This window comes from Marinobacter sp. BW6, assembly GCF_008107725.1.
GTDB lineage: Bacteria > Pseudomonadota > Gammaproteobacteria > Pseudomonadales > Oleiphilaceae > Marinobacter.
Window position 1 is genome coordinate 139,567 of sequence record NZ_VIRN01000068.1, and the last position, 16,444, is coordinate 156,010.

General features: G+C 56.5%; 18 protein-coding genes. 13 read left to right on the forward strand and 5 right to left on the reverse strand.

The genetic code is table 11. The annotated features are described in order from the left end of the window. Positions 1–55 precede the first annotated feature (55 nt). A complete protein-coding gene (locus FMN52_RS17465; protein WP_148609898.1) occupies positions 56–484 on the forward strand; it encodes a hotdog fold thioesterase in 429 nt (142 codons plus the stop codon). A 10-nt stretch (positions 485–494) separates the two neighbouring features. On the opposite strand, the gene FMN52_RS17470 is transcribed toward FMN52_RS17465, so the two are convergent. Beyond that, on the reverse strand, positions 495–1,841 hold the full coding sequence (locus FMN52_RS17470) for an HD-GYP domain-containing protein (RefSeq protein ID WP_148609899.1): 1,347 nt from the start codon (positions 1,839–1,841) through the stop codon (positions 495–497). A gap of 163 nt (positions 1,842–2,004) precedes the next feature. Between FMN52_RS17470 and FMN52_RS17475 the strand changes: the two genes are divergently transcribed. Beyond that, on the forward strand, positions 2,005–2,685 hold the full coding sequence (locus FMN52_RS17475) for a hypothetical protein (protein ID WP_148609900.1): 681 nt from the start codon (positions 2,005–2,007) through the stop codon (positions 2,683–2,685). Here the strand turns inward: FMN52_RS17475 and FMN52_RS17480 are convergent. Next, a complete protein-coding gene (locus tag FMN52_RS17480; RefSeq protein ID WP_148609901.1) occupies positions 2,682–3,413 on the reverse strand; it encodes a sulfite exporter TauE/SafE family protein in 732 nt (243 codons plus the stop codon). The genes FMN52_RS17475 and FMN52_RS17480 overlap by 4 nt on opposite strands. A gap of 98 nt (positions 3,414–3,511) precedes the next feature. Between FMN52_RS17480 and FMN52_RS17485 the strand changes: the two genes are divergently transcribed. Continuing rightward, positions 3,512–3,970: a YchJ family protein gene (locus FMN52_RS17485; protein WP_275898196.1), complete on the forward strand. Its 459-nt coding sequence runs from the start codon at positions 3,512–3,514 to the stop codon at positions 3,968–3,970. Between the two features lie 7 nt (positions 3,971–3,977). On the opposite strand, the gene FMN52_RS17490 is transcribed toward FMN52_RS17485, so the two are convergent. Then, positions 3,978–4,358: a rhodanese-like domain-containing protein gene (locus FMN52_RS17490; RefSeq protein WP_148609903.1), complete on the reverse strand. Its 381-nt coding sequence runs from the start codon at positions 4,356–4,358 to the stop codon at positions 3,978–3,980. A gap of 262 nt (positions 4,359–4,620) precedes the next feature. On the opposite strand from FMN52_RS17490, the gene FMN52_RS17495 reads away from it, so the two are divergent. The 3 genes from FMN52_RS17495 to FMN52_RS17505 are packed head-to-tail and all read left to right on the forward strand — an operon-like array spanning position 4,621 to position 6,497. Next, on the forward strand, positions 4,621–5,214 hold the full coding sequence (locus FMN52_RS17495; protein WP_148609904.1) for an outer membrane beta-barrel protein: 594 nt from the start codon (positions 4,621–4,623) through the stop codon (positions 5,212–5,214). A gap of 10 nt (positions 5,215–5,224) precedes the next feature. Then, positions 5,225–5,434 (forward strand): DUF3565 domain-containing protein, encoded by a 210-nt coding sequence (locus FMN52_RS17500; protein WP_148609905.1) that lies wholly within the window; start codon positions 5,225–5,227, stop codon positions 5,432–5,434. 49 nt (positions 5,435–5,483) lie between these two features. Further along, on the forward strand, positions 5,484–6,497 hold the full coding sequence (locus FMN52_RS17505) for a DUF2235 domain-containing protein (RefSeq protein ID WP_148609906.1): 1,014 nt from the start codon (positions 5,484–5,486) through the stop codon (positions 6,495–6,497). Here the strand turns inward: FMN52_RS17505 and FMN52_RS17510 are convergent. Then, a complete protein-coding gene (locus FMN52_RS17510; protein ID WP_148609907.1) occupies positions 6,494–6,868 on the reverse strand; it encodes a DUF393 domain-containing protein in 375 nt (124 codons plus the stop codon). The genes FMN52_RS17505 and FMN52_RS17510 overlap by 4 nt on opposite strands. After that, positions 6,852–8,204, reverse strand: coding sequence for a CHAD domain-containing protein (locus tag FMN52_RS17515; protein WP_148609908.1), 1,353 nt, complete (start codon positions 8,202–8,204; stop codon positions 6,852–6,854). The genes FMN52_RS17510 and FMN52_RS17515 overlap by 17 nt, the downstream gene beginning before the upstream one ends. A gap of 224 nt (positions 8,205–8,428) precedes the next feature. Between FMN52_RS17515 and FMN52_RS17520 the strand changes: the two genes are divergently transcribed. The 7 genes from FMN52_RS17520 to FMN52_RS17550 all read left to right on the forward strand — a co-directional run bounded on the left by FMN52_RS17520 (position 8,429) and on the right by FMN52_RS17550 (position 16,442). Continuing rightward, on the forward strand, positions 8,429–10,105 hold the full coding sequence (locus FMN52_RS17520) for a methyl-accepting chemotaxis protein (protein WP_148609909.1): 1,677 nt from the start codon (positions 8,429–8,431) through the stop codon (positions 10,103–10,105). Positions 10,106–10,212: 107 nt separating this feature from the next. After that, the gene (locus FMN52_RS17525) at positions 10,213–11,283 is read left to right on the forward strand and encodes a TRAP transporter substrate-binding protein (RefSeq protein ID WP_205424965.1); all 1,071 of its coding nucleotides are present in this window, start codon (positions 10,213–10,215) and stop codon (positions 11,281–11,283) included. A 142-nt stretch (positions 11,284–11,425) separates the two neighbouring features. Continuing rightward, the gene (potA, locus tag FMN52_RS17530) at positions 11,426–12,547 is read left to right on the forward strand and encodes a spermidine/putrescine ABC transporter ATP-binding protein PotA (protein ID WP_148609910.1); all 1,122 of its coding nucleotides are present in this window, start codon (positions 11,426–11,428) and stop codon (positions 12,545–12,547) included. After that, positions 12,540–13,397 (forward strand): spermidine/putrescine ABC transporter permease PotB, encoded by an 858-nt coding sequence (potB, locus tag FMN52_RS17535; RefSeq protein ID WP_148609911.1) that lies wholly within the window; start codon positions 12,540–12,542, stop codon positions 13,395–13,397. Before potA ends, potB begins: the two co-directional genes overlap by 8 nt. Continuing rightward, complete coding sequence (gene potC, locus FMN52_RS17540; protein WP_148609912.1) at positions 13,397–14,167, forward strand: spermidine/putrescine ABC transporter permease PotC; 771 nt, start codon at positions 13,397–13,399, stop codon at positions 14,165–14,167. The genes potB and potC overlap by 1 nt, the downstream gene beginning before the upstream one ends. After that, positions 14,164–15,204, forward strand: coding sequence for an extracellular solute-binding protein (locus tag FMN52_RS17545; protein ID WP_148609913.1), 1,041 nt, complete (start codon positions 14,164–14,166; stop codon positions 15,202–15,204). Before potC ends, FMN52_RS17545 begins: the two co-directional genes overlap by 4 nt. 158 nt (positions 15,205–15,362) lie before the next feature. Further along, entirely contained in the window at positions 15,363–16,442 is a 1,080-nt protein-coding gene (locus tag FMN52_RS17550; RefSeq protein WP_148610091.1) for an extracellular solute-binding protein, read from the forward strand. Positions 16,443–16,444: the final 2 nt, after the last annotated feature.

Genomic DNA, 16,444 nt, shown 5'->3' on the forward strand with positions numbered 1-16,444 from the left:
TAAACTGGTGGCTTGCTTCTTTTTTCATTTCAAACAACATCGAGAGCAGTTCCCTATGGCAATCTGGACCAGCACCCCGAACCTTGAACACCTTGCCAAAGCCAGCGAAAACACGGCGGTCAGCTATATGGGCATCGAGTACCTTGAGATTGGTGACGACTATGTCAGAGGCCGCATGCCAGTCGATGAGCGCACGGTACAGCCTTTTGGCATTCTGCATGGAGGCGCATCCGTTCTGCTGGCGGAAACCCTGGGTAGCATGGCAGCCAACTGCTGCCTGAAAGACCCCGAAACGGTGGCCGTTGGGCTTGATATCAACGCCAATCATATCCGGCCGATTACCAAGGGTTGGGTGTATGGCACCGCAAAACCCATCCACATTGGTGGTGCGACTCAGGTCTGGGAAATTCGGCTGGAGAACGAAGAAGGTAAGACCACCTGCATTTCCCGGTTGACCATGGCTGTGACAAAACGGCCCGGGTGAGTGAATCCGGTCAGGATTCAGGGCTGTTGGAGGAAGTGTTTGATGCGGTTACGATCAGCCCCTGATCCACAAACTCCTGAAGTACGATGTCGTAGGTTCCGTCCGGGACCTCTCGGGCAATGCGATAGATATTACCCGCGCCGTCTTCAGGGCTGACCTTCAGGTCGATCGTCCGATAAGGAGTCATCAGGCTTTTATCGGCCTCTCTGACCAGTAGAACGCAGGGTTTCAGTTTGTGCTCCGGCCGGCTTTCCACAACAATGCCGACCTGTCCATTGACCATTTCAACGATGGAGCCCGGCGGGTATACCCCGATCATCTGGATAAAAGCGCCCGCCAGTTCCTCATCGAACTGCGTGCCGCGGTGCTTGTGGATGATCTCCAGCGCCTGCATAGACGCTCGTCCTTTGTCGTAGATCCGGTTACTGGTGATGGCGTCGTAGGTATCCACCAGCCCGATGATCTTGGCGAAGTAGGGGATCTGTTGGGCTTGAAGGCCCCGGGGATAGCCTGAGCCATCCATCCGTTCATGGTGGCTGAACGCTACATCCACGGCGGTGTTCAGGGAATTGCTTGTTCCCATGAGGATCGAGCGACCGTGGGTGGTGTGGTGACGCATCACGTCGAATTCTTTTGGTGTCAGCGCGCCCGGCTTGTTGAGAATCTCATCGGGAATCCGGGTCTTGCCGACATCATGGAGCAAGCCACACAGGGCCAGATTGCGGATTTCTCCTTCGAGCAAGCCCAGATGCTTGCCAAAGGCCGCCGCCAGAATGGATACGTTGATACAGTGCTCTGCGGTGTACTCATCCTGGTGCTTGATCTTTGTGAGCAACAACAGCGCGTTTTCATTGCGCAGGACACTTTCTACGCAGTGGTTCACCACTGTGCGGGCATTGTTCAGGTCCAGCGTGCGGCCCACCCTCAGTCCAGACATGATGGACTTGGCGGTCTTCTGCGCTTCCTCGAAGCGTATGATCGCCGTTCCCATCTCCTGGGCGGCGTCGATCTTGTTGATGTACCTGACGCGCTTGCGGGCCGGTACAGGTCGATGGGTATTCTGTACGGGTTCGGTGACCTGTTTTTTGCGGAAAAGCCCCATCAGGCCTGAAGATTTCCGACCGTTGCCGTTCTTCCCGTACTCTGGGATCGGTGCCCCATCGATACGCCCTTCAATGAAGACGAACTCGCACTGTTCCCTTAGCGCATCGATCTCTGCCTGATCTCGAATAACAAACCCCTGAATCAGGAAATCCGTATCTTCCCAGGGGCGGTCCAGGCGGATGACGTGCATGCCGATGGCTAGTTCTGACACGTCGACCTGGCTTTCAACAATTTCCTGATGCGGTGCACTCATACACTGATCCTGAATCCCTGGAACGCTATTTTGAGGCAAAAAACCTCTGACAGGATGGACCGGATTGCAAAATCTGGTCAAATAATGTTCATTCAATAGGTTGGCGGCCGGTTTCGACGGTGTTGTGTTCCCGGGCTCGGCGTCGCTCAGAGGGGCTCTTCCAATGACTGACCATCGTTCCTTTCATCTCTGGTGGCTTGCACTGGCTGCGGCTCTTATCCCGCTGTTAACCATCCATGTCACGTTTACAGTTTCGGTGCTGGAAGGGCATGTCGAGCTATGCAACCCCTACTGGGACAGCTGCACCAGCATCAGCCGGACTGGTCGTCACGGCACCTCCTACTTTATTTTCAAAGGTACCATGCTGCCGGCGGCTCTGCTGGGCATTCTGTTCTGGTGGCTTAACGGTCGGTGGCTGCGCCAGCTCGGGGTTCATTCCAGCGGTGTTGCCTGGGTCCCCTGGCTGGGCCTGGTGGCCAGTGTCTCGCTGGCGGCCTATGCCCTGGCTCTGGGCCATGCCGGTGACGGTTTCAATCTGATTCGCCGTATTGGCGTGGTTCTGTATTTTTCACTCACCTTCATCTGTGAGCTGCTGGTCAGTTCCGGATTGCGCAGCCATCCATTGTGGAAGCACACGGGCATGAGACTGCTGAATCTTTGCCAGCTGATTCTTGCCATCGGGATTCTTTCAGTGGTGCTGAATGGTGTGGCGCCGGAGTTTTACAGCCGCAAGGACGATGCATTCGAGTGGCTTCTGGCGTTCCTGATCAATGCTCACGCGCTCTGGCTGGCTTTGCTGTGGAAGAAAAACCGGTTCCGCGTGCGACTCTGGGCCGATTCCTAGAGTGAGAGCAGCCCGCGAATCAGGGCCGCTGTTCCGGCGATGGCCGCGATACCGAGAATCACCGGGCGAAGCCCTTCGAAGGGCATACGGTGGACCAGCTTGCCTGACAGCCAGAAGCCCAGGAATACTCCCGGGAAAGTAACTGCGAACAGAAAAAGCTCTCGGGTTCCCAGGTAGCCAGAGGCGAGCAGGCCTGACAGGCTCAGCACGCTGGCAGCCAGGAAGAAGGCAGACATGTTGGCCCTGACCAACGGCCCCTTTTCATTCTGGTAAATCAGCGCAATTGGCGGTCCACCCACGGCGGTAATCGTGCCCATATAGGTGGAAGCGGCTCCGGCCAGCACGCTGTTCCGTGCATTGAGTGCCGGTTTGAGACCGCCAACACTGAGCGCTACGCCGGCAAGGATAAGAATGCCGAAGGTCAGTTCGAAGCCTTTGGTCGAGATTACCAGCAACGTCAGTGCTGCCAGGACTGCTCCGGCAACGCCGCCACCGATGGCAAAGCGCACTTCCCTGACCTGCAATGCGCCGCGATTGCGGATTAGCATAAAGACAGTGAGGAGGGTGGCATTCAGAATCAGGGGGCCGGGCACTAACACCGGGCTGATCAGAAACAGCAACGGCGCGGCCAGTGTGCCAATGCCATAGCCGGCCACGCCTTGCAGACAGGCTCCGGCAAGAATGGCAAGGTTGGCCAGAAGAATCTGTAACAGCGATACATCCGTCAAAGGGAATCACCAAAAGTCGGTAGAGAAGGCCGGAGCAACACCGGTTTGATATTGATACACTGCCGGTCAACGAGCATAGTCGAAAAGATTGTCCCGCGATGACTCAACAGCCTGAAAATCGAAGCTGTCCTTGTGGCAGCAATAAATCCTACCCTGAGTGCTGCCAGCCGTTCCATCAGGGTGAACCGGCGCCATCTCCTGAGACGCTGATGCGGTCCCGTTACGCGGCGTTCGTTCTAAATCTTCCGGACTACCTGCGAGCCACCTGGCATCAGAGCACGCGGCCGGAGACGCTCACTCTGGCAGACTCGCCAAACTGGACCTCTCTGCAGATCCTCAACTCTCGTGCGTCAGGCGATAGCGGTACCGTCCATTTTCGGGCGGTCTACCGCCTGGGTAAGGGTTGGGGATTTCTCGAAGAAAACTCCGATTTCGTTCGGGAGGAGGGTTGTTGGTATTACCTTCGGGGCGATACCAGCGAGGGCCAGTGGAAGCCCGGTCGTAACGACCCTTGCCCCTGTGGCAGCGGCAGAAAGTACAAGGCCTGCTGCCTGTAGATTGCCATTACTCGAACGATGGCAGTTCCGGCTTGGCCACCGGTTTGTTCGCTTCCTGCCAGGCATCAAATCCACCGGCGATGGACTGAACATGCATGTAGCCCATTTCCTTCAGGGCTTTGGCACTCAATGCGGCTCTCCCGGATGTCTTGCAGTAACACACGATGTTCATATCGCGGCTCTCAAACGCCGGATCATTGGTAAACTTGAACTCCAGCAGACCACGGGAAATGTTTACGGCCCCCGGTATATGACCGGCCCGGTATTCATCCGCATCACGCACATCCAGCAGCAAATCCGCGTTCTTGATCGCATCGTCCGACTGATCAAGGGGCACTTCCTGAATTTCTTTCTTGGCGGCTTCTACGAGGTCATGGGCAGTTTTCATGGGTGAGCTCCTGAAACTGATGGAATAAGGCACGATCTCAGGATAAGGGATGGGGCTGCCGCTCGTCACCCGTCACCCGCGATATGTGAATCTGTTGTGGGAGATTCCCGAAACCTTGGGCTTTGTTAGGGAGGTAATTATTTGCCTGCTTGGAATGCAAAACTCTGTAAAAACTCCCTCGTTACCACCTCCCGATGTTCTTCCTCCCGTGTAGTATCCCGCACGCAAGTAAAAATTAGTCACCAATACAAGGAAAAACAGGATGTTGAAGGCAGGAAAAGCGTTATTTTTGGTGTTTCTAGGCAGCTCCATCTTTGCCTATGCCGGCACGGCCGCTGCACAGGGAGGTTATGCAGGGATCTCAGCGGGACAGGTTGAGGTGAGCGATTTTTGCGATGACGTGATTATTGAGTGCGATGACTCAGCCCTCACAGGTCGTATTTACGCCGGGGGGTTCTTCGACAAGTATCTTGCGTTCGAAGGTGGTTATCGCTTCGTAGACGATACAACGATTGAGGACAATACCGGTTCGATCAACGTCGGCTACCATATGTTCGACGGATCTCTCCTCGTATTCACACCTGAGCTGGGCCCGGTTCGGTTGTTCGCCAAGTTGGGTGCACAGTTCTGGCGTCAGGATCTCAGTGTTTCGATCAATGGCCTTGGAAGTGCCAGTGAAGAAGAAAGCGGCGTTTCTTTGCGCACTGGAGCAGGCGCTACGATTGATATCACCGACTCTTTCGGGCTTCGTCTGGAGTGGGACTACCTGCAGGATATCGGTGACGACAGTTCAGGCATCCAAAACCTTAAATCTGATGTGCACGTTTTCTCTGCAGGCCCCGAGTTCCGGTTCTAGACTGGGTGGCATGAAACAACCCATCACCGGCTACCACAAGGACGAAGAGAACCACTGGGTTGCCCAGTTAGCGTGTGGGCACAATCAGCATGTGCGCCACACGCCTCCATGGGTCAATCGCCCATGGGTAGTGACGGAAGAGGGGCGGGAATCGATGCTTGGGTTTGAGCTTGATTGCCGGAAATGTGAGGAAGGTGCCCCGCCGGATGACCGACCCTGAGCTATAATGTGGTTAAAATCTGATCACATTTTTGGCAAAGGAGTCTGCCATGGTGAAGCGCCTCGTTGTGTGTGCTGACGGTACATGGAATCGTCCCGAAGAAGACTTGCAGAAAGATGTTCCCACTAATGTTCTGAGGGTCGCCAGGGCCATTCGTCCCATCGCGGCTGATGGCCGGCCCCAGCATGTGTTTTATGACTGGGGTATTGGCTCCTACCATAATGCGGTGGTCGGCGGCGTGACCGGACAAGGAATCCACAAGAACATCATGGATGCCTACCGCTATATTGTTCAGAACTTCACACCTAATACCGACATCTACCTGTTTGGTTTTAGCCGTGGCGCCTACACCGTGCGCTCACTGTGTGGGTTGATCAACAACTGCGGGATTCTCAAACGGCCCGATGCCCGGCTGATCCAGCAGGCATTTGACCACTACAAGAAAACCGGTGCCGCCTGGGCGCCCTCAGGCTCAAAATCGCTGGAGTTCCGTAGGGAGCACAGTCAGGAGTCCCGGCAGATCCGGTTTGTGGGAGCCTGGGATACAGTAGGCTCACTGGGTGTGCCTTTTTCGCTGATGGGGCTGTTTGATCGCAAGGATGAGTTCTACGATACCAAGCTTGGCAGTAATGTTCGTATTGCCCGCCATGCCCTGGCCATAGACGAACGTCGGGAAGATTTCGAGCCTACCTTGTGGGAGCCGAGGGCAGGGCTTGATCTGGAACAGGTGTGGTTTGCCGGTTCCCATAGTGATATTGGCGGTGGTTATCCGGCGGACGATCAGGGGCTGCTCGCGTCGGATATCGCACTTGACTGGATGGTGGGCCAGGCCAGGGACGCCGGGCTTGATCTGGAAGAGCACCTGCCAGCGGGGATCAGTTTGAGTGCGCGGGCCAAGCTGCACAACTCACGCCGACATATTTTCCGGTTCTCGAAACCGCTGGTCCGAACTCTGAAACCGAAAAACATCAAAACAACGATTCACGCCTCTGTGGCAGAGCGCTGGCGTCTTGATGCCGACTACCGCCCACCCAATCTGGAACACATTGGTTTTACCGGCTAGGCCGCCTTGTTATTGCCAATGGCACAGGCGTACTTCCGCTCATACCGGTTGTCTGCCCATTTCCCGTAGATACGCGAGGCGATCTGGAAGATCCCGGGCCACAGCAGGGGTTTGAATAGAAAGCCATAGGGAGTGTGGGACCAGGCGCGAACGTTCGCGGGCAAGCCGATGACCCACTCGCCAGTCCAGGTCATCAGGTGCAGGCGTCGGAGCAGGGCTTCATGGCTTGGCAGGGTGGTGCTGCCGTCACGCTGTTCGTGAATGTCTGCAAAGATCAGATTGCCACGCTGGAGTTTGCGCAAGGTGCGGATCTCCTTGGTGCACAGTGGGCATTGTCCGTCGTAAAACAGGGTGTCATAACGGGGCTCCATTGAGTCCTCCAAGGGTCAAAATCTGTTTCCGGGCGTCCGCTTTGCGCTCTTCCAGGGTTCCCAGGATGCCGTCGAGGGCGGCGGGTAGAACCTCCGGAGCTGCCCTGCGGAACTGGTCAAGCAGCTCGATCTGAACATGAAGATCCTGGAAGCGGCCATACAGCTTCTGGCGTGCTTTCAGCGTTTTCAGCACAGGCTTCCAGGTTTTCGAGTCCAGCTCCATCAGGTAGCGGATTCGTTTGAGTTGCTTGCGAAGCCGATGAATATCCTCATCCGGGGAGGTGTGCATCAGCTCGGCGGTCAGTTTGTTGAACTCCTTGATACGACGTCCCACTGCCTTTCGGATGTCTTTTGCCCTCAGCGTTCCGGCCAACTTGTGGAATTTCCGGGATTCGATGAGATTGAGCCAGTGCTCCATGCTGTCGTGATAACGCTTGCTCTGCAGGCGCTTTACCAGTTTTTTGTGGCGGTTGGCGGCTTCCCGCTCGAACCAGATCTGCAGGGCTGCCCGGATTTCCGAGTTGTCGCCACACAGTCCGGGTAGGTCCTGGAGAAACACGTGCAAATCACGTAACGGTCCTGTCGCCCGGGCATGCCGTTTCAGGGTTTGAACCGCCTTTGCCAGTGCCTTGTCACCGGTGACTTCCTGGACCGATTCAGCAATGGCCCGACTGCGGCGAATGGCAATCCGATACTGGTGAAGGAATTCGTCATCGAGGCCAAGGATCACGCCCCGCTCAAGCTGCCTTAGGCGATCCAGTTGATGGCTAAGGGCCTTGGGAATATCCTTTGCCGGATCGTCACCCCCGGTTCGGGCTTTCTTTTTCAGCTTCCGTTCAAAATGGGCGTAACTGTAATCCTGCGGCGTCAGCAGAGCCACGAGTTTTCCTTTGCTGTGACCTAGCTGGCGCCAGTGTTTCACATCAAACCGGATGTGAATGAAACTGGCGGTGGGTAACTGTACCGGTGGTTGTTTCAGTAGGCGTTGGGCCAGTTCCAGCAAGGCGGGATTGTGTCCTATAACCATGATCCGGGAACCGTCACCCTGTTGTTCCAGCCAGGCAAGCAGGCGTCGATAGTCAAAGGTATATAGCTCACTTCGGGTGTGGCGGCGTTCGGGAGCAAAAGTGTCGGGAAGGATGCCCTCAAGTGTGGTCAGGGCACGTGTCGCGTCGCTGCTGTATATCTCGCCCTCGAAGGCACCGGCCCATGTCAGGGCATGGCCCAAGGGCGCCAGTTGGCTTTCGCCCCGGGCGTTGAGCGGGCGCTCTCGATCACAGAGTGATTCATCAGCCCAGCTGGATTTGGCATGGCGTACCAGAAACAGATGCTTCATTGGCCTACCTTCGTAGTGGTTCTTTAGTCTAAAGCCTGCTCAAGACATTTACGTTACTGCCGTTACTCTACTTGTCTGAAAACGTTGGCGGAAGATCAGTCTGGATATGGAGCGGCAGGCGGACGAAGCGTCTGCTGGCATCTTTATTAACAAACTGGAACAGATCACCTCGCGTGGTCTGTGGATAATTCTCACCAACAAACATTCCGGGGGAGTTCGGTAGGATGAATGTACTGAGTCGATTGAAAATAAGAACGCGCCTACTCGTGGCCGTAATGGTGCCGGTTCTTCTTACGGCGGCGACTCTCGCCTGGATTACTGCCAGTCAGATTCAGGCCAATGGTGAAGCCGAGCTCAAGCGCCTGGAGAGCAGTCTTCTGGAAGCGCGGAAGGCGGGCCTCCAAAACCTGATTGATGCGGCTAAAGCCGTGGTTCTGGAGGCCAAGAATGACCCGTCGATGAGTGAGGAAGAAGCCAAGGAGGCGGCGGCTGCACGTCTGCGTTCAATCCGGTTCGACAAATCCAATTACGTATTCGCTTACACCCGGGACGTGTACAACGTGGCCTATGCCCCGGATCCCTCCAAAGAGGGGCCTACCAATAACCCGACTCTGAAGCGCCTGGTGGGCGATCTTTTTGCTGCTGCTGAAGAAGGTGGCTTTTACGGTTACGACTGGATGAACCCGGCTTCCGGCAACGAAGAGCCCAAGATGTCCTATTCCACCATCATTCCCGACTGGGACTGGATGATCGGTGCCGGTGTCTACATCACTGATATCGACCGGCAAGTGGCGGCTGCCCGTGAGAAGATTGAAGCCGGTATGGCTGAAACCCTGGGCTTCATCCTGTTGGTGACGGTCGTTGTTGTCGTGATTGCCCTGGTGATCGGTATCTTCGTTGGTCGTAGCGTCACCCGACCGTTGAAGAGCGTCAGCAACATGATGCAGGAAATTGCCGACGGCGAAGGCGATCTGCGCCAGCGCCTGCCGGACGAAGGCAATGACGAGCTGGCCGAGCTCGGCCGGCGCTTCAACGCCTTCGTGATCAAGATCCAGGACACTATGCGTGAAGTTGGCGCGACTACGGATCAGGTGGCTTCCGCAGCCGAGGAGCTGAGCCGGGTTGCCAATGAAACCAGAGCCTCGGTCCAGGAGCAGGGTTCCGAGACCGATCAGATTGCCTCTGCAATTAATGAAATGGCCGCGACCATCCAGCAGATTTCCGGCAACGCCAATGAGGTTGAAAGTGCGGCTTCGGACGCTGACCGCATGGCCCGAGAGGGTGGCGAAACCATCAGTAGCGCCCAGGGCGCGGTGAATCAGCTTTCCGAGGAAATCCAGGATACCGCGAAGAGTATTGATGCCCTCGCCGAGAAATCCGACGATATCCAGCAGGTACTGGATGTCATTCATGCGGTGACGGAGCAGACCAATCTGCTGGCCCTGAATGCCGCCATCGAGGCCGCCCGGGCCGGTGAGCATGGCCGTGGCTTCTCCGTGGTTGCCGATGAGGTGCGCCAGTTGGCCAAGCGCAGCGCCGAATCCGCCGACCAGATCCGGGAAATGATCGATGGCTTCGTGACGGAATCGAAGGCGTCGGTTGAGCGGATGAACAAGTCCCGCAAACGTTCAGGCGAAACTGTGGAAAGAATTAATCACGCCACTGATGCCTTGAAAACCATCGAGACTTCGGTGGGTCAGATTCACGATCAGGTTACCCAGATCGCGACCGCCGCCGAGCAGCAGAGCCAGGTCGCGGAAGAGATCAATCAGAACGTGGTTCGGATTGTCGATGCTGCCCAGCGCAGTGATACCGGCGTAACCCAGACCAACGAAGCCAGCCATGAACTGGCGCGGCTGGGTGAAAGCCTTCGGGATCTGGTCGGTCAGTTCAAGGTCTGATACCGGACCATGGTGTTCTGCCGATTGGCGGAACACCATGAGGAAGTTATGATGGTTGCGCGACAGAAATACCTGTTTTCATACCAACAATAATGGAAGCCAACACAATGACAATCCGGAAAACACTGCTTGCGGCCGTTGCCGCTGCAGCCGCTACATTCAGCGCCTCCTCGGTTGCCGAGGAGAACTTCACACTGCGCCTCGCGCAAACTTGGGGCCCTAACTCTCCCGTTCTTGGAGAGACCGTTCAGCATATGGCGGATATGGCAGAGACCATGTCCGATGGCCGTTTGCAGATTCGCATTGATCCGTCCAACAAGCATAAGGCGCCCTTCGGCATCTTTGATCTGGTGCGCAACGGCCAGTACGACATGGGTCACACCGCGTCCTATTACTACAAGGGCACCATCCCCAATGCGATGTACTTCACGACCATCCCGTTTGGCCTGATCGCACCTGAAATGTACGCCTGGTTCTACCACGGCGAAGGCATGGAACTGATGCAGAAGGTGTATGAGCCTTACGGCATGCTGTCCTTCCCGGGTGGAAATACCGGTAACCAGATGGGTGGCTGGTTCCGCAAGGAAATTAACTCCCTTGAGGATCTTCAGGGCCTGAAGATGCGTACGCCCGGGTTTGCCGGCGAGGTCATGTCCGAGCTTGGTGTTGCGGTGACCAACCTGCCGCCGGGCGAGCTGTATACCGCTCTTGAGCGTGGCACCGTGGATGCCGTTGAATGGGTCGGACCTGCCCTGGACTTCCAGATGGGTTTCCACCAGATCGCCAAGTATTACTATTCGGGTTGGCAGGAGCCAGGAGCGGAAGTTCAGTTCCTGATCAACAAGAAGACCTGGGAAGAGTTGCCAAAGGATCTTCAGGAGATTCTGCGGGTCGCCATGCGCACCGCAGCCTATGACATGTACATCCAGAGCACTCACCAGAGTGGTGTGGCCTGGGACCGCATGAAGGAAGACTATCCGGATGTCACCCACAAGGTGTTTCCGCCGGAAGTGATCGATGCCCTGCGCAGCACCACCAACCGGTTGCTGGCCGAGGCCGCAGAAAAGGATCCGCTCGCCAGGGAAATCATCGAGTCCCAGCGTGATTACCTCAAGCAGGTGCGTCAGTGGACCAACATTTCAGACAAGGCCTACCTGAACAGTGTGTCTGAAGACTGAAGCCTGACAATACCTTCCAGTCTCTTGAAGGCTTGAAGGTGACGTCAGACGGAGGGGCGCCGGGGGCTGTATTACCCCGGCGCCCCTTTTTGTTTGCGTCGGTTTCTGGAAAAATAGGCCGCTCATTCTTTGGGCAGCGCCGATGAAACAGACACTGCTATCCCTGAGCAATCTCTCCAAGCAATTCAGTGGCAAAACGGTGCTCGATGGTCTGGATCTTGAAATCTACGACGGCGAGTTCATTACCCTTCTGGGGCCCTCGGGTTGCGGTAAAACCACCCTGCTGCGCCTGATGGCTGGTTTCGAGCACCCGGACGACGGCACCATTACCCTGGCGGGAGAAGATCTCACCCACACCGCCCCGGAAAACCGCCCGTTAAATACCGTGTTCCAGCATTACGCGCTGTTTCCCCATATGTCGGTGTTCGACAACGTGGCCTATGGCCTGAAAATGGAGAAACGTCCGAAAGACGAGATTCGCCAGCGCGTCGATGAAGCGCTGGCCATGGTCCAGTTGCAGGATTTTGCCCGTCGTAAGCCCCATCAGTTGTCCGGCGGCCAGCAGCAGCGGGTTGCCATTGCCCGGGCGGTGGTCAAACGGCCGCGGCTGCTACTGCTGGATGAACCGCTTTCGGCCCTCGACTACAAGCTGCGCCGTACCATGCAGGTGGAGCTGAAGCGCCTGCAACGGGAGCTTGGCATCACCTTTGTCTTCGTGACCCATGATCAGGAAGAGGCGCTATCGATGTCGGATCGGGTGGTGGTGCTCAAGGATGGCCTGGTTCAGCAACTGGGAACGCCTCGGGAAGTCTACGAGCGACCGGCCAATCTCTTCACGGCCCGGTTTGTAGGCGAGACCAACTTTTTTCCGGGCACGGTGGATTCGGTTCAGGACGGTTCCATCACGGTGGATGTCTTCGGCCTCAAGCGAACACTGCGTCGTCCGGATTTTCCGGTGCAGGCTGAGCAATCCCTGCATGTCCTGCTGCGACCGGAAGATATCCGGGTTCTCGAACCTGACGACGAGAACGGCGTTGCAGGCAAGATTGTCGAGCGCAATTACAAGGGCAGCACGCTGGATTCGGTAATCCATCTCGCCGACGGCACTGAAGTTCTGGCCAGCGAATTCTTTGATGAGGATGACCCGGCGTTTGATTACCGGCTTGGAGAGCCGGTAAAGGTCAGCTGGGTTGATGGCTGGGAATGGCTGCTTCCCGAGGAAGCTGGCCAGAGGAACGAAGAGGAAATGCCGGCCGATGCATAGCGTTATGCAGCAGCCGTTCAAAACCGCTGTCCTGATTCTGGTCTGGGGCTGGCTCCTGTTCCTGGTGCTGGCGCCGAATCTGCTGGTGGTAGGCGCCAGTGTCATGACCCGGGACCCGGTCTCGTTCCTGTCTCTGCCCCTGAATCTGGATGCCTATCGCCAGCTGTTTGACCCGCTGTATCTGGAGGTTTTCCTGCACTCCCTGTACATGGCGGCGATGACCACGCTGGTGTGCCTGCTGATTGGCTATCCGTTTGCCTGGGCGCTCTCCAAGGTTGGTAAACAGAGACAGCTGATACTGATCTTCCTGCTGATCGTGCCTTTCTGGACCAACTCACTGGTGCGCACCTACGCCCTGAAGCTGATCCTGGCGACCAACGGTCTGCTGAACAGCGCCCTGATGTCGATAGGACTGATCGATGAGCCGCTGCAGTTGCTCTATACCGAGGGCGCGGTGATCATTGGTCTGGTGTATCTGCTGCTGCCGTTCATGATCCTGCCGCTGTATTCGGTGTTTGAGGATCTGAAGCAGGAATTGCTGCTGGCGTCCCACGACCTGGGTGCGGGTCGGTTTTCCACCTTTGTCCATGTGATTGTCCCGCTCACCCTGCCGGGGGTTCTGGCCGGTGTGATGCTGGTCTTACTGCCAGCCATGGGCCTGTTCTTCGTTCCGGATATCCTGGGTGGTTCGAGAAACCTGCTGGTAGGCAACGTGATCAAGAACCAGTTCCTCGATGCCCGCAACTGGCCTTTCGGGGCCGCCGCCAGCATCGTGCTTACCGTGACCATGGCGTTTCTCATGTTTGCGCACCGGTTGAGTAAACGGCGAATCGGTGAGGAGGGCGCGTGATGACACGGTGGCTGCCCCGAACCTATCTCACGCTGGTCTATCTCCTGCTCTATGTCCCCATCGTGGTGCTGGTGGTGTTCTCGTTCAACGACTCCCGCACCGGCTATGCCTGGGGTGGTCTCAGTTTGCGCTGGTACGAGTCGCTGTTTAACAACCGGGCCATGGTCAATGCCATGTGGAATTCCCTCTGGCTGGCGCTGTCTGCGGCCACCGTGTCCACGGTGATAGGTGCCCTGACCGCCCTGGCCCTGCACCGATACCGGTTCCGGGGCAAGAAGCTGCTGAACGGCATGCTGTTTGTGGTGATGATGTCGCCGGAGATTGTCCTGGCTATCTCTCTGCTGGCCCTGTTCCTGCTGGTAGGGCTGCAGCTGGGTTACGTTTCCCTATTATTGGCCCATGTGACCTTCTGTCTGCCGTTCGTGGTGATCACGGTGATGGCCCGGTTGAGCGGTTTCGATGAGAGCTTGCCGGAAGCTGCACGGGACCTTGGCGCTTCTGATTTCACCATGACCCGGACCGTGCTGATCCCAGTGATCATGCCGGCGCTACTGGCAGGCTGGCTGCTAGGGTTTACACTGTCTCTCGATGATGTCGTGGTCAGCACTTTTGTGAGTGGCCCGAGCTATGAAATTCTGCCTCTGCGCATCTACTCCATGGTGCGTGTGGGCCTGAAACCCGAGGTGAATGCCCTGGGCACACTGTTGCTGGTGTTTTCACTGATTATGCTGATGTTGTCTCAATGGATTCTGATAAGGAGCAAACGATGAAGAAACTGGCGCTGGCCGGCATGCTGGCAGTTGGATTAACGGGGTGTAGTTCCGAGGAGCCCCAGGTTCTCAACCTCTATAACTGGTCCGAATACATGCCTCAGGAAGTGCTTGACCGCTTCACCGAGGAAACCGGCATTCAGGTGGTCTACACCACCTACGACAGTAACGAGGCCATGTATGCCCGTTTGAAACTGCTGGATGACAGTGCGGCTTATGACCTCGCCGTGCCGTCGACGTACTACGTCAGCAAGATGCGCCAGGAAGACCTGCTGCTGCCGATCGATCGCAGCAAGATTGAGGGCTTTGATAACCTGGATCCGGAGCTGGTGAACCTGGATATCGATCCGGAGAACAAATTCTCCGTGCCCTATCTCTGGGGCACCACGGGTCTGGCCGTGGATACCGCAGATATTGAAGGCGAGCCGGTCACCGCCTGGGAAGACCTCTGGGAAGACCGCTTCGATGGTAGGGTGATGCTCACCAACGACATGCGGGAAGTCTTCCACGTTGGCCTGCGGGTACTGGGGTACTCCGGCAACAGCACCAATCCGGATGAAATTGAGGCGGCCTATGAAAAGCTCTCCGAGCTCATGCCTTCGGTTCGCACCTTCAACTCCGATGCGCCCCGCATGCCATACCTGGAAGGTGAGACCGATGTCGGCATGATCTGGAACGGCGAGGCCGTGATGGGCAAGGACACCATGGAGTCGCTCGAGTACGTCTATCCCGAAGAGGGCATCATTGCCTGGCTCGACAGCTTTGTGATTCCGAAGAACGCCAAGAATCCTGAAGCGGCCCACCAGTTCATCAGTTTCGTACTGCAGCCTGAAATCTCCGCGCTGATCAGCGAGGAGATCGGTTATGCCACACCGAACCTGGCGTCGCGGGACCTGCTGCCGGACGAAGTCGCCAATAACCGGGCAAGCTATCCGAACGCCACCGACATGATCAATGCCGAGTTCCAGACCGACATCGGTGACGATGCCCTGCAGGTCTATGCCAAATACTGGGAAATGTTGAAGTCCGGGCGTTAAGCAGGCCGATACGTTATGGAACCACAAAAAAACGGAGGCTTCGGCCTCCGTTTTTTTGTATCGGGTTTCACAAAACTGCAATACATGGTCTATAACTTCCTGATAACAAATGGTTAGCAAACTTCTGAACTTGCCATAAGTAAGGACACGTTATGATCATGCCCTCTCGTTCGACACGGAACCGTGCTTTTTTGCTGTCTGCAGCCCTGACTACCGTAAGTTTCTCCGGCAGTGCCTCGGCCGAAGAGCTGCGCCTGATAACCTGGGGCGGCTACGCTCCGGATGATGTGGTCGCCCAGTTTGAGGAGGAGACTGGCATTGATGTGAAAGTGACCCTCTCCAACAACGAAGACATGATTTCCAAGCTTCGTGCGACGGGTGGGGCGGGGTTTGATTTGGCCCAACCGAGCCAGGACCGCATTGTCGGCGTCCAGCGCCAGTTCAACATTTACAAGCCCATCGATTTCAGCCGGGTGAATACCGATCAGTTGCAGCCGTCGATGGTCAAGGCTACTCAGGATTCCACTGAGCTGGATGGCAAGTTTTATGGGGTGCCTTCGGTTTGGGGTACCAGTGGTTTGATCGTCCACAGCTCTGTGGCGGATACCGTTACCGATTACACCGATCTGTGTGACTCCGGTGTTGAGGGCCAGGTCAGCTACCGGCTCAAACGACCCACACTGATCGGTTTTGCCTTTGCCATGGGGATGGACCCGTTTTCGGCCTATGCCGATCGCGATGAATACGAAGCGATCATGACAAAGGTTGAGGACAAGCTGATTGACTGCAAGAGCAATGTCAAAACCTACTGGACCGGTGGCGATCAGTTGCTGGCTCTGCTGCGTACCGGTGAAGTGAAAGCGGCCATGGCCTGGGATGCCGGCGGCTGGAAGCTCAATGCCGAAAACCCGGAAATCCGGTTTGTTGCCCCCGAATCCGGCGCCCTGGGCTGGATTGATACCTTCGCGATTCCTCGCCGCAGCGAGAACGAAGAAGCCGCCTACAAGTGGATCAATTTCGTGATGCAGCCGAAAATTGCAGCCCGTATCACCAACGCCTCGGGCAACTTTACCGCTTCAAAAGGTGCGGATGAGTTTGTGAAGGCCGACCTTCGGGACGCATATCGCGAAAGCTTCGACGAAACCGCCATCAACAATATCAAGTGGTATCCGCCGGTGCCCCCGGGGCTGGAAACCATGGAAGGTCAGGTGCTGGATCGCGTTCAGGCCGCGAACTGATC